Origin of the sequence: Bacteroides caecigallinarum, assembly GCF_021530995.1 — a bacterium.
GTDB classification, from domain to species: Bacteria; Bacteroidota; Bacteroidia; order Bacteroidales; family Bacteroidaceae; genus Phocaeicola; species Phocaeicola faecigallinarum.
In genome coordinates this window covers 1-19,831 of the sequence record NZ_JADYTF010000069.1, presented here as the reverse complement: position 1 = coordinate 19,831, position 19,831 = coordinate 1, and the positions used below count along the sequence as shown (strand labels likewise).

Sequence of the window (19,831 nt, the reverse complement as noted above, 5' to 3'; positions counted from 1 at the left end):
AAGATGATTACGAGCCGATTTAATTTTATGAGAATTAAATTTAGAATTATCGGAGCTGTATGCGGTGAAAGTCGCACGTACAGTTCTTAATGGGGAAAGCGGCAGCAATGCCGCCGACCTACATAACAAAGACAAGAAGATATGAGAAATCTACAGACAGAACAGCCGGAGAAGACCTTCAGGCTCAAGACTTACAAGAAGAACGAACTGGCGATGATGTATTTTCCCGACGTTACGAAGGACGCTGCCTCGAGGAACTTCCGCCGCTGGATAAGGCAATGCCCGCCCATGATGAAGGAACTCCAGGCGATGGGGTACGACAAGAACCGCCAGTACCTGCTCAAGGCGGAGGTGGAAGTGATAGTCAGACACCTGGGAGAACCGTATTAGCAGGTTTCACCGGATGCTTTTTTCATTGTTTTTCTCCCGTTTGATTTGATTTTCCGTTATTAAAAGTTACTTTTGTGACAATAACACTAAATTGACCGGCATGAAATACCCTATAGGAATACAAAGTTTCGACAAATTAATTGAGAACGGATTTCTCTATATCGACAAAACGGATTTGGTTTACCGACTGACGCACGAAGGCAACATTTATTTTCTGAGCCGTCCACGCAGGTTCGGAAAAAGTCTGCTGGTATCTACACTCAAGAACTATTATCTGGGCAGGAAAGAGCTGTTCAGGGGCTTGAAGATTGATTCTTTGGAAAAGGACTGGAAGGTACATCCGGTGTTTCATATAGACTTCAATTCCACGAACTTTACCATCCGTAGGACGCTGTGGCAGAAGCTGAACGCTCTGATTGGAGACTGGGAAACGAAATATGGAGTGACAAAACCTGAAGAGGGACTTGATTTGGGCGACAGGTTCATAAGGGTACTCGAAGCCGCCCACAACCGGACAGGGCTGCGTGCCGTGGTACTGGTGGACGAGTATGACAAGCCCATGCTGGACGTGCTGGATGTGGGCAAGAGTCTGGAGGAGGAACACCGCAACATCCTGAAGGGATTCTATTCCGTGTTCAAGGGAGCCGACGAGCATCTGCAGTTCGTGTTCCTTACGGGAGTGACCAAGTTCTCGCAGGTGAGCGTGTTCAGCGGATTCAACCAGCCCAATGACATAAGTATGAGCATGAAGTATGAAACGGTGTGCGGAATAACTCAGAAGGAGTTGGAAACTGTATTCCGTGAGCAGATTGGAGATATGGCGGATATGTACGGATGCCCGTACAGTGAGATGATGGAGAGGCTGAAAAGACGTTATGACGGCTATCACTTCAGTAGGAAGATGACGGATGTGTATAATCCGTTCAGCCTTCTTAATGCTTTCGAATCGGAGGAAATGAACGACTACTGGTTCAAGAGCGGCACCCCTACTTATCTGCTTCGCCTGCTGGCGCACTCGGACGAGAATATGAACGAGATAACGGGCAGATATTACTCGCCCGAGGAGTTTATAGACTATAAGGCTACGGTGGAGCAACCTCTTCCGATGATTTACCAGAGCGGGTATCTGACCATCAAGAAGTATGACATGGAAGAAAACTCCTTCCTGCTGGATTATCCGAACAATGAGGTAAAGGAAGGGTTCCTGTCGCTCGTCGCAGCAGGATATTTCAACACGCGCGAAAGCGTGGATTCGTGGATAAGAAGCGCGGTGAGACAGCTCAAGAAAGCACAACTGGATGATTTCCGCGACGGTCTGACTTCCTTCCTGGCAAGCATCCCATACACCATGCGCCGCAAGGAAAACGAGCGTGAGAGGGAGCGCTACTTCCACTATACCTTCTATCTGATTATGCGCCTGATAAGTGTCTATACAGTCTATACCGAGAAGGTGCAGAGCCACGGAAGAGTGGACTGCATAGTAGAGACCCCGGACTATGTATATATCTTCGAGTTCAAACTTGACGGCACGGCGGATGAAGCCCTTCGCCAGATTGAGGAGAAGGGATATGCACTGGAGTACGCTGCCGACAGACGCAAGATATATAAAATCGGTGCTGTTTTCTCGTCGGAGACGGGAACGATAGCGGAATTTGATTATCTCTGAAACGAAAAACAAACCATAAGCACATCTTTACATACGCAAACCGTGTTTTTATTTATGGTTTAAACCGTTTTTTCAGCAGTTTAGACTGAGTGATAATGACATTCTTTATTAGTGCTACCGGATAGAACAAAGCTTCTTGGGGAGCATAGTGGTAGAGGCGGGATATACGGCGTAGAGCAATGCTGAAGGTGTGCCACTTGCCTCGCCAATAGCCTTTGGGACGGGGCGAATTGCGGCTGTCGTACTTTCCGAAGTTTCCTGTGGCGAATATCTCTTTTATCAACTCTTCTCCAAGATGCCGGCTTGATGATGTGTCGAACGGGAAATATTCAGGTTTCAGACCAAGATAACTGACCGCTACATAGCCAAAGGCACAAGCAGCACGGTAGAGTCCCAAGCGATGAAGGTCACGGCTCAGACGTGGAATATCGATGTCGGCTGCACGACGGTAGAAGAAACAACTCCAGTCGCAGAGCTGGCGCAATCCTATACCGCCGCCCAGAAAGTGTTCAAAGGCGTGTAGGAAAATGTAGAGGGCATTGAATGTGGGTGGAGGGGTAGGCATATCTATGATATGTTCGGCTCCATCGGGATACCATTCTCTCACCAGGCGCATGAAGCGATGGTTTGCCAGCGGATTGCCCATCCTGCTCACGAGGCGGTGATTCTCTATGTGTACTCCATCCCATTCATAGCTGGCATGCTTGTCGGACTCTTCGGATGTAGGGACTGCTCCTTCCTCGAGAAGGACACTGTTTGCAACCGTCTGCCCTTCTTCACCGAGATAGATATCTATATCTCCACACTGACGATGACGGGGATTGCGATAGTAGAAAGCCATACCCTGCCCCTTGAGAAGAACAGGATGAAGACCGGATGCGGCATACAGACTGTTTAGACGTCCTACCATACGGTTAAGACGGTCGTTTGCCTGCTCTATCTGAAGTGTCTGTGCAGCCAGTTGCAAATATAGATTACGGGGTGGATACAGATTGGGGGGCAGGGTGTTTATTCCGTCGAAGAATACAGACAGAAGGGACTGTGTGGATGCCAACCTGTAGAGTTGTTGCCACCGTGCAGGGGTCATTCCGCTGAAAAGTGAAGTGTCGGGAGGTGTACCCCATAATCCGGCGCGGATAAGCGAGAAGAATATTTCGTACATTTTGGTATTTATGAAATTATGTCGACAAATTTAATTCTTTATGTGAAGTCCGCAAAATTACGGGCTAGCTAAATCATATCCAAATCTATCTACTCATGTAAACTTGTGAAACATGAAAAGATAAATATCACAAATTGGGAGGAACTTTGATTTTTTTTATGTACCTTTGGGCTTCGGTATTAAAAAATAAACATAAAACTGCTAATATGGAAAATAGAAGTTTAGTTACTATTGCCGAACATTCCAAAGAGAAAATACTCTATCTTCTGGAAATGGCAAGAGAATTTGAGAAGAAGCCGAACCGTAGCCTTCTGGCAGGAAGAATTGTGGCAACACTGTTCTTCGAACCTTCTACAAGAACACGTCTCAGTTTTGAAACTGCTGCCAACCGTCTTGGAGCTAAAGTAATAGGATTTACAGATCCTAAAGTGACAAGCTCGTCGAAAGGTGAGACACTGAAGGACACTATAATGATGGTGAGTAACTATGCAGACATTATCGTGATGAGACACTATCTGGAAGGTGCCGCAAGATATGCAAGCGAAGTGACAAAAGTGCCTATCGTAAATGCCGGCGACGGTGCAAACCAGCATCCTTCGCAAACTATGCTTGACTTATATTCCATATACAAGACTCAGGGTACTCTGGAAAACCTGAACATCTACATGGTGGGCGACTTGAAATATGGTCGTACAGTACACTCTCTGCTGATGGCCATGCGCCACTTCAATCCTACATTCCACTTCATTGCTCCGGACGAACTGAAAATGCCGGAAGAATATAAAATCTACTGCAAGGAACATAATATCAAATATGTGGAGCACACTGATTTCAACGAGAATGTAATTGCCGACGCAGATATTCTTTATATGACACGTGTGCAGAGAGAACGCTTCACCGACTTGATGGAATACGAGAGAGTAAAAGATGTATATATTCTGAACAACAAGATGCTGGACAAGACACGCCCTAACCTGCGTATACTACATCCGCTCCCAAGAGTGAACGAAATTGCTTACGACGTAGATGACAATCCAAAAGCATACTACTTCCAGCAGGCACAGAACGGACTCTACGCACGTCAGGCAATTCTTTGCGACGTATTGGGAATTACACTTGACGAGGTAAAAGCCGATACTGAAAAATAATAACAGAATATAAATATATTTTGACCATGAACGAAAAAAAAGAACTGCAGGTGGCCGCTCTTGAAAACGGCACTGTAATAGACCATATACCGTCAGACAAACTTTTCACCGTAGTTTCACTGCTGAACCTTAAAGACATGGACAGCAATATCACTATTGGATATAACCTTGAAAGCAAGAAACTGGGCAAAAAGGGTATCATCAAAATAGCTGACAAGTTTTTCACTGACGAAGAAATCAACCGTATTTCTGTAGTTGCGTCAAACATAAAGCTGAACGTGATCAGAAACTATGCTGTGGTGGAAAAGAAAGAAGCAATCATGCCTGACGAACTGAAAGGGATAGTGAAATGCAACAATCCGAAATGTATCACAAACAACGAACCGATGCAGACATGGTTCCACGTGACTGACAAGGAAAAAGGCTTGCTGAAATGTCATTACTGCGAAAAGGAGCAGCAGAAGGATAATATAAAACTTATCTGAGACAATGAAGCAGGACTGGAAACCCGGAACAATGGTTTATCCGCTTCCTGCCGTTATGGTGAGTTGCGGAAGTTGTGAAGAGGAATATAACATTATAACTATAGCGTGGGTGGGTACTATCTGTACCAACCCACCTATGTGTTACATATCGGTAAGGCCGGAACGACACTCCTACCCTATTCTGAAAAAGAATATGGAATTCGTGATAAACCTTACCACTAAAGATATGGCATACGCCACAGACTGGTGTGGGGTGAGATCGGGAAAGAACTTCAACAAGTTCAGTGAAATGAAACTTACCCCTGGAAAAGCATCGGTAGTCAATGCTCCAATCATTGAAGAGTCGCCACTGTGTATAGAATGCAGAGTGAAAGAGGTGATTTCATTAGGATCGCACGATATGTTCATAGCCGATGTGGTGAACGTTAAAGCTGATGAAAAATACCTTGATTCGGAAACAGGAAAATTCGAACTTGCAAAATCGAACCTTCTTGTGTACGCACATGGAGGATATTATGAAACGGGAAAGAAAATAGGCAAATTCGGATGGTCGGTAGAAAAAAAGAAATAGCCAGCCAATGAAAAAATTATGCTTGACAATACTCTCAGCAATAATGCTTGCATGCAGCGCAAACCTGTATGCACAGGATATTATGCTGCATGACACCAAGCAGAAAAAACAAAAAATAAGTATCGGTATCAAAGGTGGATTCAACTCTACAATGATGTTTACCGACGAACTACGCTATGGGGAACAGGATATAACGGACATTCAAAATAACTATAAGGTAGGATACATCGGAACACTGTTCGTACGAATACCCGTAAAGAACAAACATTTCCTACAGCCAGAAGTATCGTATGCTGTATCGCAGGGAAGTATAAGCATGAGTAACCTCAGAGAGAATGTAACCATTCTGGAAGACAACGCACTGATTAAAACCAAAATATCATCGCTCGAAGTACCGCTACTGTATGGATATAAGTTTATAGACTCATACCCGTATGGTATGTCTTTTTTCTTAGGACCTAAAGTGGCTTGGACCTTAAAAAAACAAACTTCAAGCGAATATTCCGGGTTTTATCAGAAAAACATCAAAGAAAACATCAAGCCATTCAATTATAGCGCGGTACTGGGAATTGGAGTAAATATATCAAACATTTTTTTCGACTTCAGATACGAAATAGGATGTAATAACATTACGGAATCCATAGTATACGATAAAAGTCAGACTATGGAACCATACAACGAAAAAGAATTGACACTCAAAAGACGAAAAAACATTCTGAGTTTTTCCGTAGGTGCAATATTCTGATTGAAACATTATTTTTAACATATAATATATTGATTAACTATGAAAAGAGATGATTTGATTTTCGGTATTATAGAAAAAGAACATCAGCGCCAGCTTAAAGGTATAGAGCTGATTGCATCGGAAAACTTCGTAAGCGACCAGGTTATGGAAGCTATGGGTTCTTGTCTTACTAACAAATATGCTGAGGGGTATCCCGGAAAAAGATATTACGGAGGTTGCGAGGTAGTCGACCAGAGCGAACAGATTGCCATTGACAGACTTAAACAGATTTTCGGAGCAGAATGGGCTAACGTTCAGCCACACTCTGGAGCACAGGCTAATGCTGCAGTATTTTTGGCAGTATTAAATCCAGGTGACAAGTTTATGGGACTTAACCTGGCTCACGGAGGACATCTGTCACACGGTTCTGCTGTAAACACATCAGGTATACTTTATACTCCATGCGAATACAATCTTAATAAGGAAACAGGAAGAGTGGATTATGACCAGATGGAAGAAATCGCTCTGAGAGAAAGACCGAAACTCATCGTAGGTGGTGGTTCTGCATATTCAAGAGAATGGGACTACAAGAGAATGAGAGATATTGCCGACAAGGTAGGTGCATTGCTTATGATTGACATGGCTCATCCTGCAGGACTTATTGCAGCCGGATTACTAGACAACCCTGTGAAATACGCACATATCGTAACATCAACAACTCACAAGACATTGCGCGGTCCTCGCGGTGGTGTAATCATGATGGGCAAGGACTTCCCTAACCCATGGGGAAAGACTACTCCAAAGGGTGAAATAAAGATGATGTCACAACTTCTTGACTCGGCTGTATTCCCTGGCATTCAGGGTGGTCCGCTGGAACATGTCATCGCAGCCAAAGCTGTTGCATTCGGCGAATGTCTGCAGCCGGAATATAAAGAGTACCAAATGCAGGTTAAGAAAAACGCAGCTGCCCTGGCACAGGCTCTTATGGACAGAGGATTTACAATCGTTTCCGGTGGTACAGACAATCACTCAATGCTTGTAGACCTCAGAACCAAATATCCTGACCTTACAGGTAAAGTAGCAGAAAAGGCTTTGGTATCGGCAGACATCACAGTAAACAAGAACATGGTTCCGTTCGATACACGTTCTGCCTTCCAGACTTCAGGTATACGTCTTGGAACTCCTGCAATCACTACCCGTGGTGCTAAAGAAGACCTGATGTATGAAATAGCTGAAATGATTGAAACAGTTCTTTCAAATGTTGACAATGAAGAAGTTATCGCTTCAGTAAGAGCAAGAGTGAACGATAAGATGAAAGATTATCCTATTTTTGCTTATTAAAATAAAAAAATAAAAACAAAAATCAGTGTCCGGCGTAAACAAATTATGCCGGACATTTGTTTAATATCCAGATACAATTAAGCACTTAATAAAAAATGAAAACTTACAAACATATAGCATTAGTACTATGTGCCGGAATGATGATGGGCAGTTGTGGTATGACCAACACTGCTAAAGGCGGCATGATAGGTGGAGGCAGCGGAGCTGCACTCGGTGCATTGATAGGCGGACTGGCCGGTAAAGGTAAAGGGGCAGCAATAGGTGCCGCTGTAGGAGCAGCAGTGGGTACAGGTGCCGGAGTACTTATCGGAAAGAAAATGGATAAAGCTGCCGAAGAGGCTGCAAAAATAGAAAATGCACAAGTAGAACAAGTGACGGACAACAATGGCCTGCAAGCGGTAAAAATCACTTTTGCTTCGGGAATACTGTTCAGTACAAGTAGTTCTACATTGAGTACATCAGCCAAAAACTCATTGACTGATTTTGCAAATAATGTGCTTAAACAGAATCCAAACATGGATGTTGTGATTTATGGATACACAGACAATACAGGATGGAAAAACTCTACAGCATCGGAAAGTGTACAGAAAAACATTGAACTCTCAAAACAACGTGCAGCAAGTGTTTCAGGTTATCTACTTGCTTCCGGTGTATCAGGCAATCAGATAAAAAGCGTTGAAGGTTACGGAGAAGAAAATCCCGTTGCAAGCAACAGTACAGAAGCGGGACGTCAGGAAAACAGACGTGTAGAAATATACATGTATGCAAGCGAAGAAATGATCAAACAGGCCGAAAACGGAACATTACAATAAAAAGATATAAAAAGTTGTCCGGGAATAAAATCCGGGCAACTTTTTTTATTTTACTCTTATCACTCTTACTCCGGTATGTTTGTTTCGCTCCTTAAGATAATCAAAAAGAGATAAAGAATCTATTACTACTTTTCCATGTAGAGACGATGCATGAAGCAGATGCAAACGTCCGTCAATCCAAACGGCAAAGCCCAAGTGTACAACATCAAGACCTGGTATACTGGTGGTAAGCGCAAGAATATCACCATCTTTGATTTTAATTTCAGACGCCGGTAAATCAAGAAGTTCTTTCGGGACGTATGGCATTTCATATTTACTCCATCTTTGCTCAATATGTCTCATCACGGACAATAGTGAGTCGTTGTCCTTCAATTGATTATAAAGATGGGAATGTTCTGTCATAAAATTCAGCGGACAGACTCTAGTCTCATGATCAAAATGAGTAGTGAGTTCTTTTAATATACCTTTATTCTGATTATCTTCAACCCAATCGGAGAAATAATGAAGCCTTGAAGTATAACCTTGTATTTTCCCTTCTCTGTATCTGATTCTTGTGAGTGATTCTATATAGTCACGATATTCCGGATTTTGTTTTGCGGATGCAAGATATAATGCCAAAACATTCTCTACATAAGTAGTACAATCCAAAGAATCTGTACGAACCACTAATTTTTCGTTACTGCCTCTGTCCAAAGTGCCACCTTGATATGGAATACCTTTCATACTGCTGGCAAAGAACAATAGACGTTCGGCACCTGAATTAAAACTCACACTTTTTGATTTGTGCAAGATACTGTCTATCCGTAAGGTATCTGCCTGTCCGGAAAAACAGAAAGGGGCATTAATCAATGCCCCCAATAATATAAACAGTATTTTATTTTTCATTCTCCGGCTCACCTTTAAGAATTGGTAATGTAATCTGATATTTGACAGCCAATATTCGTACTATGAAAACAGATATTCCGCATGCTATCTGGGATATAAAACTCTCAAATCCTACCATAGAACAAATCCAATATACAATACCTCCTACGACACAAGCCATAGCGTAGATTTCTTTTCTGAAAATAAGAGGAATCTCATTTATAAATACATCGCGTATAACTCCTCCAGCTGCACCGGTAATACTACCCATGATTATGGCTACCCAAAATGAATATCCCAAATCAAGACTTTTAGTGGCACCAACAACTGTAAACAATGCCAATCCGATACTGTCGAAAATAAAAAAAGTATTGTTGAGATGTATCAGATACTGACGGAACAATATCACAAAAAACATAGCCATGGCAGTACATATAAGATAAATAGGATCTGTCATCCAGGCAGGAGTAACATCAAGAAGCAAATCACGCAATGTTCCTCCACCAATAGCTGTAGCCAAACCAACGACATAGGCTCCAAACCAATCAAACCTTTTGGCCGAAGCCAGACGGATACCACTAATGGCAAATGCAAATGTACCTACAAAATCAAGAATTTCTACAAAAGAAGGTATTTCAAACATATATATTTTTTATTTTATTACAATCACCACGTATAATTAACACCGAAACTGAATAATTCCTGGAACTGGAAATAGCTTTGATCTGGCTCTTTTGTCACTCCATCGTCAAATCTTCCGTGCATGAACAACTTGGTTGACAAATATTTATTAAAGACGAAGGTAAAGGTATTTTCCCATTCTCCAAGAACTTTTTCATAATTTGTAGTATAAGAAAATTTAGATTCCCATAGCAACGATGGTATTATCTTCCATGTAAGGGTAGCATTGACACGCGAACCTAGTACACTTTCTTTCTTATGCCCTTCTTTAATATTAAACTTGGTAGGATCCACCTCATCACTCATTACACTATACAAAGTATAGTTGAGAGGATTTAACAGAACTGATAAGTTCACCTTACTATCTTTAACAAATTTATAGTCCATACCAAGACCGATATTTAAAGTTGCAGGAGAGAAAAGTGCTGATACCAAATCATCTGAATTAGTGGCATAATTCGAGAAGAACTGTGTCTGGAATTCGGCAGAAAGTGTATAATACCAGTTTTGAATAGCCTTATAACCTAACTTGGAAGTCAAACGCAGCAAGTCATTGTTAGCCTTGTACGTATGGACTGTGTCCGAAGGAGCAGTAATGAATCCCAACTTCCATTCCAGTTTAGTTTCAAACTGAGTCTTCTGTTTATCATCATACTTAATCTGCCATGAAAAACCGGAAAGCAATGATTTTGTACTCTCACCACCTTTATACCAATTCTCAGATATAAAGTTCTGAGAGAACTGCAAGTATCCACTTCCTCCCGAAGTCCAGAAATTAGGTTTCAATACCAGCAGATCCGATTCTGACATTTGGGCTATTCCAGCATTATTATCAATAAGACTTATAATGTTTTCTTCCTTATATGCTGATTTCATATCTTCTGACGAAAGAAAATCAAGGCTCTCAAGACTGGTTTCATTCTTAAGGACCAGTTCTGGATAGTTAACATAGAAATCCAATAATTGCCTATTGATTTTTCTGTCAAGTTCTGATGAGATCGGCATATGAGGCATACCTTTTTCAATCATACCAGCTTTTCTTACAGAATCCTCCACCAGAATATCTTTCGGATACCATCCATCAACACTAGAAGCCTCCTCGAAAGCTTTGGAATAATATGTCAACGGTACGACAAATTTATAATAATCAGCTTTCATATTTATTTCAGAAAGTGATAGATATATATCGTCCCATCTATCTTGTGCCCACTCTGTATATTCTCTGTAATCCGAATAAATCTTATTCAAATCAATAACAGACTGAGGAATAACAACAATCGGCTTCTTAGGAACAGAAGGCTTTATTATTGAATCAGTTTTTGGCTTTATAATTGAGTCCGGACAAATGACTATAGAATCCGATTTGGCTTTTATAATCGAATCAACACTTAAAGTATCCAAATCCATTTTCAAAGTATCAGAAACAACTTTAAACAATGTTGTGTCATTCAACAGTGAATCTAAATCGATAATAGAATCCTGAAGAATTTCCAATCCAGAATTCTGTACCAAAGAATCCTGCCTCATATTTGAGAATGCAGGATTATCGGCAAATAAATCATTAATAAATAAAGATGCCAATAAAAATAGAGCCGTTAATGTTTTCATTTTTATATTTTTGTGTTACAAACTAAATGCAAAAATACAATATATTTCATTTACTGAACATTAATATATAGAAATATATGATACGTATGTAAACTTATTGCTCTATTTACAATGTTTTGACTTTTTATATCTTGACTTTCGGCTTTTTTTTATAAATTTGCACACTTGTAGAAATATTTCTTATTGAAACAAATTTTTAAACATACATTATTGTGGCAGAAACAAAGTACATTTTCGTAACAGGTGGTGTTGCCTCCTCTTTAGGTAAAGGTATCATTTCATCTTCAATAGGTAAATTGCTGCAAGCAAGAGGCTACAGCGTAACTATCCAAAAGTTCGACCCGTATATCAACATTGACCCGGGTACTCTGAATCCGTATGAACACGGAGAATGCTACGTAACTGTTGACGGACATGAAGCTGACCTTGACCTTGGACACTACGAACGTTTCCTTGGTATCCAGACAACAAAGGCCAACAACATTACTACAGGACGTATTTACAAGAGTGTAATCGACAAAGAACGTCGCGGTGACTATTTGGGTAAGACTATCCAGATTATCCCTCACATCACTGATGAAATCAAACGTAACGTAAAATTACTTGGTAACAAAAACCAGTTCGACTTCGTTATCACTGAAATCGGAGGAACAGTTGGCGATATAGAATCATTGCCATATCTTGAAAGTATCCGTCAGTTGAAGTGGGAACTTGGCAGAAATGCTTTGTGCGTTCACCTTACTTATGTTCCTTATCTTGCAGCCGCAGGAGAGCTTAAAACTAAACCAACCCAGCACTCTGTAAAAGAACTTCAGTCTGTAGGTATCCAGCCAGATATCCTTGTATTACGTACAGAGCACGAACTGAGCCTTGGATTGAGAAAGAAAGTTGCATTGTTCTGCAATGTAGACGAAAATGCAGTAATCCAGTCTAAGGATATGCCTACAATCTACGAAGTACCTCTCCGTATGCAGGAACAGAAGCTGGATGTAACAATCCTTGAAAAGATGGGATTGCCTGTAGGTGAGACTCCAAGCCTTGGTCCATGGAAAGAATTCCTGAACCGCAGATACAATGCTACTGAAAAGGTAAGAATTGCATTGGTCGGTAAATACGATTTGCAGGATGCATACAAATCAATCCTCGAAGCATTGTCACAGGCTGCTACTTACAATGACCGCAAGGCAGACATTCATTTCGTTAACAGTGAAAAACTTACTGACGACAACATTGCTGAAGCTCTGAAAGACATGGACGGAGTTATTATCTGCCCAGGATTCGGACAGCGCGGTATCGAAGGTAAGTTTGTGGCTATCAAATATTGCCGTACACACAATGTTCCTACATTCGGTATTTGCCTTGGTATGCAGTGTATGGCTATCGAATTTGCAAGAAACGTACTAGGCTACGAAGATGCAAACAGCCGTGAAATGGACGAAAAGACTCCTCACAACGTTATTGACATCATGGAAGAACAGAAATCCGTTACAAACATGGGTGGTACAATGCGTTTGGGAGCATACGAATGTGTACTCGACAAAGATTCAAAAGCATACGAAGCTTACCAGAGCGAACACATTCAGGAACGTCATCGCCACCGCTATGAGTTCAACAACGACTACAAGGAAGAATATATTAAGGCAGGAATGAAATGTACAGGTATCAACCCAGAATCTGATTTGGTTGAAATCGTAGAAATACCTGCTTTGAAATGGTTTGTAGGTGTTCAGTTCCACCCAGAATACAGCAGTACGGTTCTGAAACCACATCCATTGTTCTTGTCATTCATTAAAGCTGCAATTGAAAAGTAATTAATAAACTACTAAGAAAAAATGGACAAAAACACGTTAGTAGGCTTCGTCCTGATTGGAGCTGTTATTATTGGTTTCGGAATATACAACACACCTAATCAGGAAGAAAGAGCTCGTGCGCAACATTATCAGGATTCTATACAGCAAGTAATCAAGGAGAAAGAAGAATTGATGAAGAAGCAGGAAGCAGCCGCTGAACAGAAGGCAATGATGGTTGATTCTACTTCGACATTCTTCAATGCTTCAAAAGGCACAGAACAGTTCATCACATTGAGCAACGACCTTATTGACGTTACAATCTCAAACAAGGGTGGACGTGTCAGCAAGGCTATGCTGAAAGAATATAAAGACCAGAAGAAAGAACCACTTGTACTGTTCGATGGTACTGATGCTTCGTTAAATATCGGATTTGAAGGTAAAAATGAAAATATCATGAGTAGCCAGATGTATTTCGAAGCTACAAACGTTACAGACAGCACAGTAACTATGAGACTGAATGCTGCAAACGGCAGTCATCTGGATTTCTGCTACAAGCTTATTCCAAACTCATACATGGTAAACTTTACAGTACAGGCTACAGGAATGCAGAATTTCTTCTCGCCTTCTGTCAAGACCATGACTATCGACTGGAAGCAGAGAGCACGCCAGATGGAGAAAGGTTATACTTTCGAACAGCAGTACACATCTTTGACATACAAGCCTGTAGATGACAGTTTCGACAATCTTGACAAGGCTAAAGATGAAAAAGAAACAATACAGGAAGCTCTTGACTGGGTAGCTTTCAAAAACCAATACTTCTCATGTGTGTTCATGGCTGAGAAGAATTTTGAGAACGCTACATTGGAATCGAAAATGGAACAGAAAGGCAGCGGCTACATGAAGAACTATCATGCAGACATGCAGACAGCTTTCGACCCTACAGGTGCACAGCCAAGCAACTTCCAGTTCTATTTCGGACCTAACCACTTCAAGACTCTCCTTGCGAGCAACGATTTAAGTTTTGCAGACAAAGATCAGGAACTTGAAGACCTGGTTTATCTGGGATGGCCTATTATCCGCTGGATAAACCGCTGGTTTACAATCAACCTGTTCGACTGGTTGTCAAGCTGGGGACTGAGCATGGGTATGGTTATTCTGCTTATGACTATCATCGTTAAGATTTTGGTTCTTCCTACAACATGGAAATCATTCATATCATCAGCAAAGATGAGAGCACTGAAGCCATACGTAGAAAAGATTAATCAGAAATACCCGAAACAGGAAGACGCACTGAAGAAACAACAGGAAACAATGGCACTCTACAGCCAGTACGGAGTAAGCCCGATGGGAGGATGTCTGCCAATGTTGCTTCAGACACCGGTGTTCATGGCATTGTTCTTCTTTGTTCCGAATGCGATAGAATTGCGCCAGCAAAGTTTCCTTTGGGCAGACGACCTTTCTGCATACGATGACCTGATTAGCTGGAGCACTTCAATTCCTCTCTTGGGCAATCACTTGAGTCTGTTCTGCCTGTTGTTCAGCGTTACAACAATCATAAACCAGCTGGTTATGATGAAACAGCAGAATATGGGTGACAATCCTCAGATGGCTGCCATGAAATGGATGATGTACATCATGCCTGTGATGTTCTTCTTCATATTCAATGAATATGCTTCAGGATTGAGTTACTATTACTTCATCTCAAGTTTGATAGGTATCCTCACTACATGGATTATGTACAAGGTTACTGACGAGAAGAAACTTCTTGCACAGCTTGAAGCTAACAAGAAAAATCCTTCACAGATGAAGCAGAGCAGCCTGTTGTCAAGACTTGAGGCTCTTCAGAAAGAACAGGAACGTCTTCAGAAAGAACGTCAGGAGAGAATGAATAAGAAATAATCATTATTCAACTATAGAGTATTGTCATTCAGGGGTAATGTCTCATTCCCTGGATGGCAATATTTTTTTAATCGAATATCAAAACTATTACAATCATGAATAAAAATCTCATTACAATGACTGCCGCTACATTAATGCTAGCTACATCAGCATGCGTAAGCACTGAAAAGTCTGCCGAGAACGAAACAGTTATAATCGGCAAGCAGGAAATAAAGATAGAGAACGGACGCCTTACCCCAGAGGCTCTTTGGGCAATGGGACGTATAGGAAGCTCAACTGTATCACCGGACGGTAAAAAGATTGCTTATACTGTTTCTTACTACAGTGTAAAAGAAAATAAAAGCCACACAGTCATCTATATGATGAATGCAGACGGAAGCGAAAACGCCCTCCTTACCACTACATCTGCAAGCGAATATGAACCGGCATGGATCAAAAATGGAGAAAAACTTGCGTTCCTTTCAAATGGCCAGATTTGGGAGATGAATCCTGACGGAACAGAGCGCAAACAACTGTCGGACTACGAAGGAGGAATAGATGCTTTCAGCTTCTCACCTGATGGCACTAAAGTATTGTTTATTTCACAGGTTAAATATGGAGAACATACTGTGGATAAATATCCTGACCTGGACAAAGCTACAGGTATGGTGATTGACGATCTGATGTACAAACACTGGGATGAATGGGTACAGACTGTTCCTCATCCATTCGTTGCAGATTTCGACGGAAACAAAGTAGGTACAGCTACTGATATAATGGAAGGCGAACCATACGAATCGCCAATGAAACCTTTCGGTGGAATCGAACAGCTGGCATGGAGCAACGATTCTAAACAGATTGCATACACATGCCGAAAGAAGACAGGATTGGAATATTCCGTTTCTACAGACTCTGACATCTATCTTTACAACATCGAAAGCAGGGAAACAAGAAATCTTTGCAAAGAAGATGCAAAAGACAAGAACATGGGATACGACACTAACCCTCGATTCTCGCCGGACGGAACAATGATAGCATGGCAGAGCATGGAACGCGACGGATATGAAAGCGACCGTAACCGGCTTTGCGTAATGGAACTGGCCAGTGGCAAAAAAACATACGTCACAGAATCGTTCGAATCGAGTGTAGACACATATTGCTGGGCAAATGATAGCAAGACACTATACTTCACTGGTGTTTGGCACGGAACAAGCATGATTTACAACACTAACCTTAATGGTGAAGTAAACAAACTGACTGACGGTATGTACGACTATGCTTCAGTAGCATTACTTAATGACGGACAGCTGTTGACAAAACGTCACTCTATAAGCGAGGCTGATGAGCTTTATACTGTATCACTGAACGATAATAACTCTGTTAGCCGTATAACAAAAGAAAACGACCATATCTTCAGCCAGCTCAAAACAGGTAAAGTTGAGCCAAGATGGACAAAGACAGTTGACGGCAAGCAGATGCTATCATGGGTTATCTATCCTGCCGATTTCGACCCGAACAAGAAATATCCTACCCTTCTGTTCTGTCAGGGAGGCCCTCAAAGCCCTGTCAGCCAGTTCTGGAGCTACAGATGGAACTTCCAGATTATGGCAGCCAATGACTATATAATCATCGCTCCTAACCGCCGCGGACTTCCGGGTTTCGGTATGGAATGGCTTGAAGATATAAGCACTAACTACGGCGGTCACTGTATGGACGACTATCTGAGCGCAATAGACGATATAGCAAAAGAGCCATACGTTGACAAAGACCGTTTAGGATGCGTAGGCGCTAGTTTCGGAGGATATTCCGTATACTGGCTTGCAGGACACCACAACAAACGTTTCAAAGCATTTATTGCTCATGACGGTTTCTTCAACATGGAGCAGCAGTATCTTGAAACAGAAGAACTCTGGTTCACTAACTGGGATCTGGGAGGTGCATACTGGGAAACTGAAAATCCAGCTGTAAAACGCAGCTATGCCAACTCACCACATCTGTTTGTAGAAAAATGGGATACTCCTATCCTATGCATACATGGCGAAAAAGACTACCGTATTCTTGCTTCACAGGGAATGGCTGCCTTCAATGCTGCCAAACTGAGAGGAGTTCCTGCACAGCTACTAGTTTTCCCTGATGAAAACCACTGGGTACTGAAACCACAGAATGGAGTTTTGTGGCAGCGTACGTTCTTCGCATGGTTGGACAAATGGTTAAAGAAATAACATCATGGTACAGCAAGTTGAGTTTTCATTAACCCCTAAAAGGAAAGGGTTCCATCTGGTGACTCAGGAAATAATGAAGAATCTCCCTACTCTTCCGGAGGAGGGGATTCTAAACCTTTTCGTGAAACACACAAGCTGTGCACTGAGTATAAACGAGAATTATGATCCAAGCGTTCGTTCTGATATGGAACAGATTTACAACCGCCTGGTAAAGACTAACGAACCGTACTACAGTCACACAGACGAAGGAGAAGACGACATGCCAAGCCATGCCAAATCAAGCCTTACCGGTGTATCAATAACCATTCCTATTACAAACAAAAGATTAAATCTTGGTACATGGCAAGGAATATATCTTTGCGAATTCAGATATTCCGGAGGAGCACGAAAAATTGTTGCAACAATTATATCTTAATATAAGAAAAACAGAAATAAAAAATAGGAAGAATCTCCAAACAGGAGTTTTCTTCCTATTTTTTTTGCAATAACCTAAAACAAGGACATGCAAATGTAGAGCATAAAAGTACATAAACAAACTTTATGGTATAAAAAAGAGGTTGAAATCATATGATTCCAACCTCACTATATATACCTGTTTAAGTGTATATTATGCTTCTTCAGCTACAACTTCGAAAGGAATTTCTACAGAAACTTCCTTGTGAAGTTTAACGATAGCCTTGTAGTTACCAACTTCCTTAACTGAATCCTTAACAACGATAATCTTACGATCGATGTTGTGACCCAATTTAGCAAGTTCTTCAGCAATCTGAATGTTACCTACAGAACCGTAGATAGCGCCAGTTGCACTAACTTTAGTAGCGATTTTCAAAGAAACACCGTTCAATGAAGCAGCTACAGCTTCAGCATCTTTCTTAATCTTTTCCAATTTGTGAGCACGCTGTTTCAATTCTTCAGCCAACATTTTCTTTGCAGCTGGAGAAGCGATAACTGCTTTGCCAGTCGGAATAAGATAGTTACGACCATAACCAGACTTTACTGTTACAATATCATTCTTGTAACCCAAGTTTAATACGTCTTCTTTCAATATAATTTCCATGCTTATTCCTCCTTTAATTATTTCATCATATCAGTTACAAAAGGCAATAAAGCCAAGTGACGAGCTCTCTTAACAGCCTGTGCAATACGACGCTGATACTTCAATGAAGTTCCTGTAATGCGACGAGGAAGGATCTTACCCTGTTCGTTCAAGAATTTCTTCAAGAATTCAGGATCTTTGTAATCAATATACTTGATACCACTCTTTTTGAAACGGCAGTATTTTTTCTTCTTAACATCTACTGATGGCGGAGTTAAATATCTGATTTCTGATTGTTGCTGTGCCATGATTAATTTTCCTCCTTTTTAGTTGATTTAACATTTCTTCTCTTAGCAGCATATTCTGCAGCATACTTGTCCATCTTGAAAGTCAAGAAACGGATAACTCTTTCGTCACGACGATAGTTAACTTCAAGCTTTTCGATTACAGTTGGTTCAGCCTTAAACTCGATCAACTGATAGAAACCTGTAGATTTCTTCTGAATTGGATAAGCCAATTTCTTCAATCCCCAGTTTTCTTCATTGATGATCTCAGCACCTTCCTGAGTAAGGATTGCTTTGAACTTCTCTACCGCTTCCTTCATCTGAGCGTCAGACAAAACGGGAGTTAAAATGAAAACGGTTTCGTATTGATTCATACTAATTCGTTAATTAAATTATTAATAAAAAAAATTTCAATTGCGGCGCAAAGGTACAACTTTTTATCTAATCTACAAACATTTATGTCTTTTTCTTCACTATTAATTTACTAATATATACGAATAAGTGCTTATTATGGATAATACAATATATACTTTTGACAATAAGTTGTATATTTGCATAGTTGTATAAACAATAATTATATGATAGAACAATTTAATTTTGACATACAGTTAATTTTTGCGATACTTAATGGTAAAGTTTCAGCTGCCATCAACCGTAAACTGATAAGAAACTTCAGGATGAACGGGCTGGACATAACACCGGAGCAATGGACAGTACTAATATTTTTGTGGGAAAAGGATGGAGTTACACAGCAGGAACTTTGTAACGCTACATTCAAAGACAAACCCAGTATGACCAGACTGATTGACAATATGGAAAAACAACATCTGGTAGTACGCATCTCAGACAAAAAAGACAGAAGAACAAATCTTATACATCTGACAAAAGACGGAAGACAACTGGAAGACAAAGCCAGACTAGTAGCCAACTTAACGTTAAAGGAGGCACTAAAAGGCTTGACACTTGACGAGTTAAGTGTAAGTCAGGAAGTATTACGCAAAATTTTCACAAACACGAAGGATTGAATAATTCATTAAGCATGATATGTAGATTCCAAAACGAAGTGCAACGTTTTGGTCTTTAAAAGTAGTAGATTCAAGGAGGAAAGTGTTAACTTTGCCTCGTGGATCAAAGAGGAGGCGAGCTCTGCTGAGGAGCAACTCGACCAA

The 19,831-nt window shown here is 41.0% G+C and carries 20 protein-coding genes; 13 read left to right on the top strand and 7 right to left on the bottom strand.

Annotated features, from left to right (window positions below):
- Positions 1-141 precede the first annotated feature (141 nt).
- Both I6E24_RS10185 and I6E24_RS10180 read left to right on the top strand, forming a co-directional pair.
- Positions 142-390 (top strand): DUF4248 domain-containing protein, encoded by a 249-nt coding sequence (locus tag I6E24_RS10185; RefSeq protein ID WP_235328426.1) that lies wholly within the window; start codon positions 142-144, stop codon positions 388-390.
- A 100-nt stretch (positions 391-490) separates the two neighbouring features.
- The gene (locus tag I6E24_RS10180; protein WP_235328424.1) at positions 491-2,056 is read left to right on the top strand and encodes an ATP-binding protein; all 1,566 of its coding nucleotides are present in this window, start codon (positions 491-493) and stop codon (positions 2,054-2,056) included.
- Between the two features lie 52 nt (positions 2,057-2,108).
- Here I6E24_RS10180 and I6E24_RS10175 read toward each other — a convergent pair whose 3' ends face one another.
- On the bottom strand, positions 2,109-3,218 hold the full coding sequence (locus tag I6E24_RS10175) for a nucleotidyltransferase domain-containing protein (RefSeq protein WP_235328422.1): 1,110 nt from the start codon (positions 3,216-3,218) through the stop codon (positions 2,109-2,111).
- 206 nt (positions 3,219-3,424) lie between these two features.
- Between I6E24_RS10175 and pyrB the strand changes: the two genes are divergently transcribed.
- The 6 genes from pyrB (at position 3,425) to I6E24_RS10145 (ending at position 8,299) form a co-directional block, all read left to right on the top strand.
- Positions 3,425-4,366: an aspartate carbamoyltransferase gene (gene pyrB, locus I6E24_RS10170; protein WP_235328420.1), complete on the top strand. Its 942-nt coding sequence runs from the start codon at positions 3,425-3,427 to the stop codon at positions 4,364-4,366.
- 26 nt (positions 4,367-4,392) lie between these two features.
- The gene (pyrI, locus tag I6E24_RS10165; protein WP_204400978.1) at positions 4,393-4,851 is read left to right on the top strand and encodes an aspartate carbamoyltransferase regulatory subunit; all 459 of its coding nucleotides are present in this window, start codon (positions 4,393-4,395) and stop codon (positions 4,849-4,851) included.
- A gap of 4 nt (positions 4,852-4,855) precedes the next feature.
- Positions 4,856-5,422 (top strand): flavin reductase family protein, encoded by a 567-nt coding sequence (locus I6E24_RS10160; protein ID WP_235328418.1) that lies wholly within the window; start codon positions 4,856-4,858, stop codon positions 5,420-5,422.
- A gap of 7 nt (positions 5,423-5,429) precedes the next feature.
- Positions 5,430-6,167, top strand: coding sequence for a porin family protein (locus I6E24_RS10155; RefSeq protein ID WP_235328416.1), 738 nt, complete (start codon positions 5,430-5,432; stop codon positions 6,165-6,167).
- 39 nt (positions 6,168-6,206) lie between these two features.
- Entirely contained in the window at positions 6,207-7,487 is a 1,281-nt protein-coding gene (gene glyA / locus I6E24_RS10150) for a serine hydroxymethyltransferase (RefSeq protein WP_235328414.1), read from the top strand.
- A gap of 95 nt (positions 7,488-7,582) precedes the next feature.
- Entirely contained in the window at positions 7,583-8,299 is a 717-nt protein-coding gene (locus tag I6E24_RS10145; RefSeq protein ID WP_235328412.1) for an OmpA family protein, read from the top strand.
- A 45-nt stretch (positions 8,300-8,344) separates the two neighbouring features.
- Here the strand turns inward: I6E24_RS10145 and I6E24_RS10140 are convergent, their stop codons facing one another.
- The 3 genes from I6E24_RS10140 to I6E24_RS10130 are packed head-to-tail and all read right to left on the bottom strand — an operon-like array spanning position 8,345 to position 11,452.
- On the bottom strand, positions 8,345-9,184 hold the full coding sequence (locus I6E24_RS10140; protein WP_235328410.1) for an N-acetylmuramoyl-L-alanine amidase-like domain-containing protein: 840 nt from the start codon (positions 9,182-9,184) through the stop codon (positions 8,345-8,347).
- Positions 9,174-9,806, bottom strand: coding sequence for a trimeric intracellular cation channel family protein (locus tag I6E24_RS10135; RefSeq protein WP_235328408.1), 633 nt, complete (start codon positions 9,804-9,806; stop codon positions 9,174-9,176). Before I6E24_RS10135 ends, I6E24_RS10140 begins: the two co-directional genes overlap by 11 nt.
- 23 nt (positions 9,807-9,829) lie before the next feature.
- Positions 9,830-11,452, bottom strand: coding sequence for a DUF3078 domain-containing protein (locus I6E24_RS10130; protein ID WP_235328406.1), 1,623 nt, complete (start codon positions 11,450-11,452; stop codon positions 9,830-9,832).
- Positions 11,453-11,664: 212 nt separating this feature from the next.
- Between I6E24_RS10130 and I6E24_RS10125 the strand changes: the two genes are divergently transcribed.
- From I6E24_RS10125 to I6E24_RS10110, 4 genes are all read left to right on the top strand, one after another.
- Positions 11,665-13,263, top strand: coding sequence for a CTP synthase (locus I6E24_RS10125; RefSeq protein WP_204400966.1), 1,599 nt, complete (start codon positions 11,665-11,667; stop codon positions 13,261-13,263).
- A gap of 21 nt (positions 13,264-13,284) precedes the next feature.
- Complete coding sequence (gene yidC, locus I6E24_RS10120) at positions 13,285-15,141, top strand: membrane protein insertase YidC (protein WP_235328404.1); 1,857 nt, start codon at positions 13,285-13,287, stop codon at positions 15,139-15,141.
- A 95-nt stretch (positions 15,142-15,236) separates the two neighbouring features.
- Positions 15,237-17,342 (top strand): S9 family peptidase, encoded by a 2,106-nt coding sequence (locus I6E24_RS10115; protein WP_235328402.1) that lies wholly within the window; start codon positions 15,237-15,239, stop codon positions 17,340-17,342.
- A 4-nt stretch (positions 17,343-17,346) separates the two neighbouring features.
- A complete protein-coding gene (locus I6E24_RS10110) occupies positions 17,347-17,757 on the top strand; it encodes a secondary thiamine-phosphate synthase enzyme YjbQ (RefSeq protein WP_235328400.1) in 411 nt (136 codons plus the stop codon).
- Positions 17,758-17,949: 192 nt separating this feature from the next.
- On the opposite strand, the gene rplI is transcribed toward I6E24_RS10110, so the two are convergent.
- The 3 genes from rplI to rpsF are packed head-to-tail and all read right to left on the bottom strand — an operon-like array spanning position 17,950 to position 19,036.
- Positions 17,950-18,399 carry a 50S ribosomal protein L9 gene (rplI, locus tag I6E24_RS10105; RefSeq protein WP_235328398.1) on the bottom strand — a complete coding sequence of 150 codons (450 nt, stop codon included), beginning with the start codon at positions 18,397-18,399 and terminating at the stop codon, positions 17,950-17,952.
- 17 nt (positions 18,400-18,416) lie between these two features.
- Positions 18,417-18,686 (bottom strand): 30S ribosomal protein S18, encoded by a 270-nt coding sequence (rpsR, locus tag I6E24_RS10100; protein ID WP_204443281.1) that lies wholly within the window; start codon positions 18,684-18,686, stop codon positions 18,417-18,419.
- Between the two features lie 2 nt (positions 18,687-18,688).
- Positions 18,689-19,036, bottom strand: coding sequence for a 30S ribosomal protein S6 (gene rpsF, locus I6E24_RS10095; RefSeq protein WP_204401963.1), 348 nt, complete (start codon positions 19,034-19,036; stop codon positions 18,689-18,691).
- Between the two features lie 204 nt (positions 19,037-19,240).
- Here rpsF and I6E24_RS10090 point away from each other — a divergent pair, with 204 nt between their 5' ends.
- The gene (locus I6E24_RS10090) at positions 19,241-19,687 is read left to right on the top strand and encodes a MarR family winged helix-turn-helix transcriptional regulator (RefSeq protein WP_235328396.1); all 447 of its coding nucleotides are present in this window, start codon (positions 19,241-19,243) and stop codon (positions 19,685-19,687) included.
- Positions 19,688-19,831 lie beyond the last annotated feature (144 nt).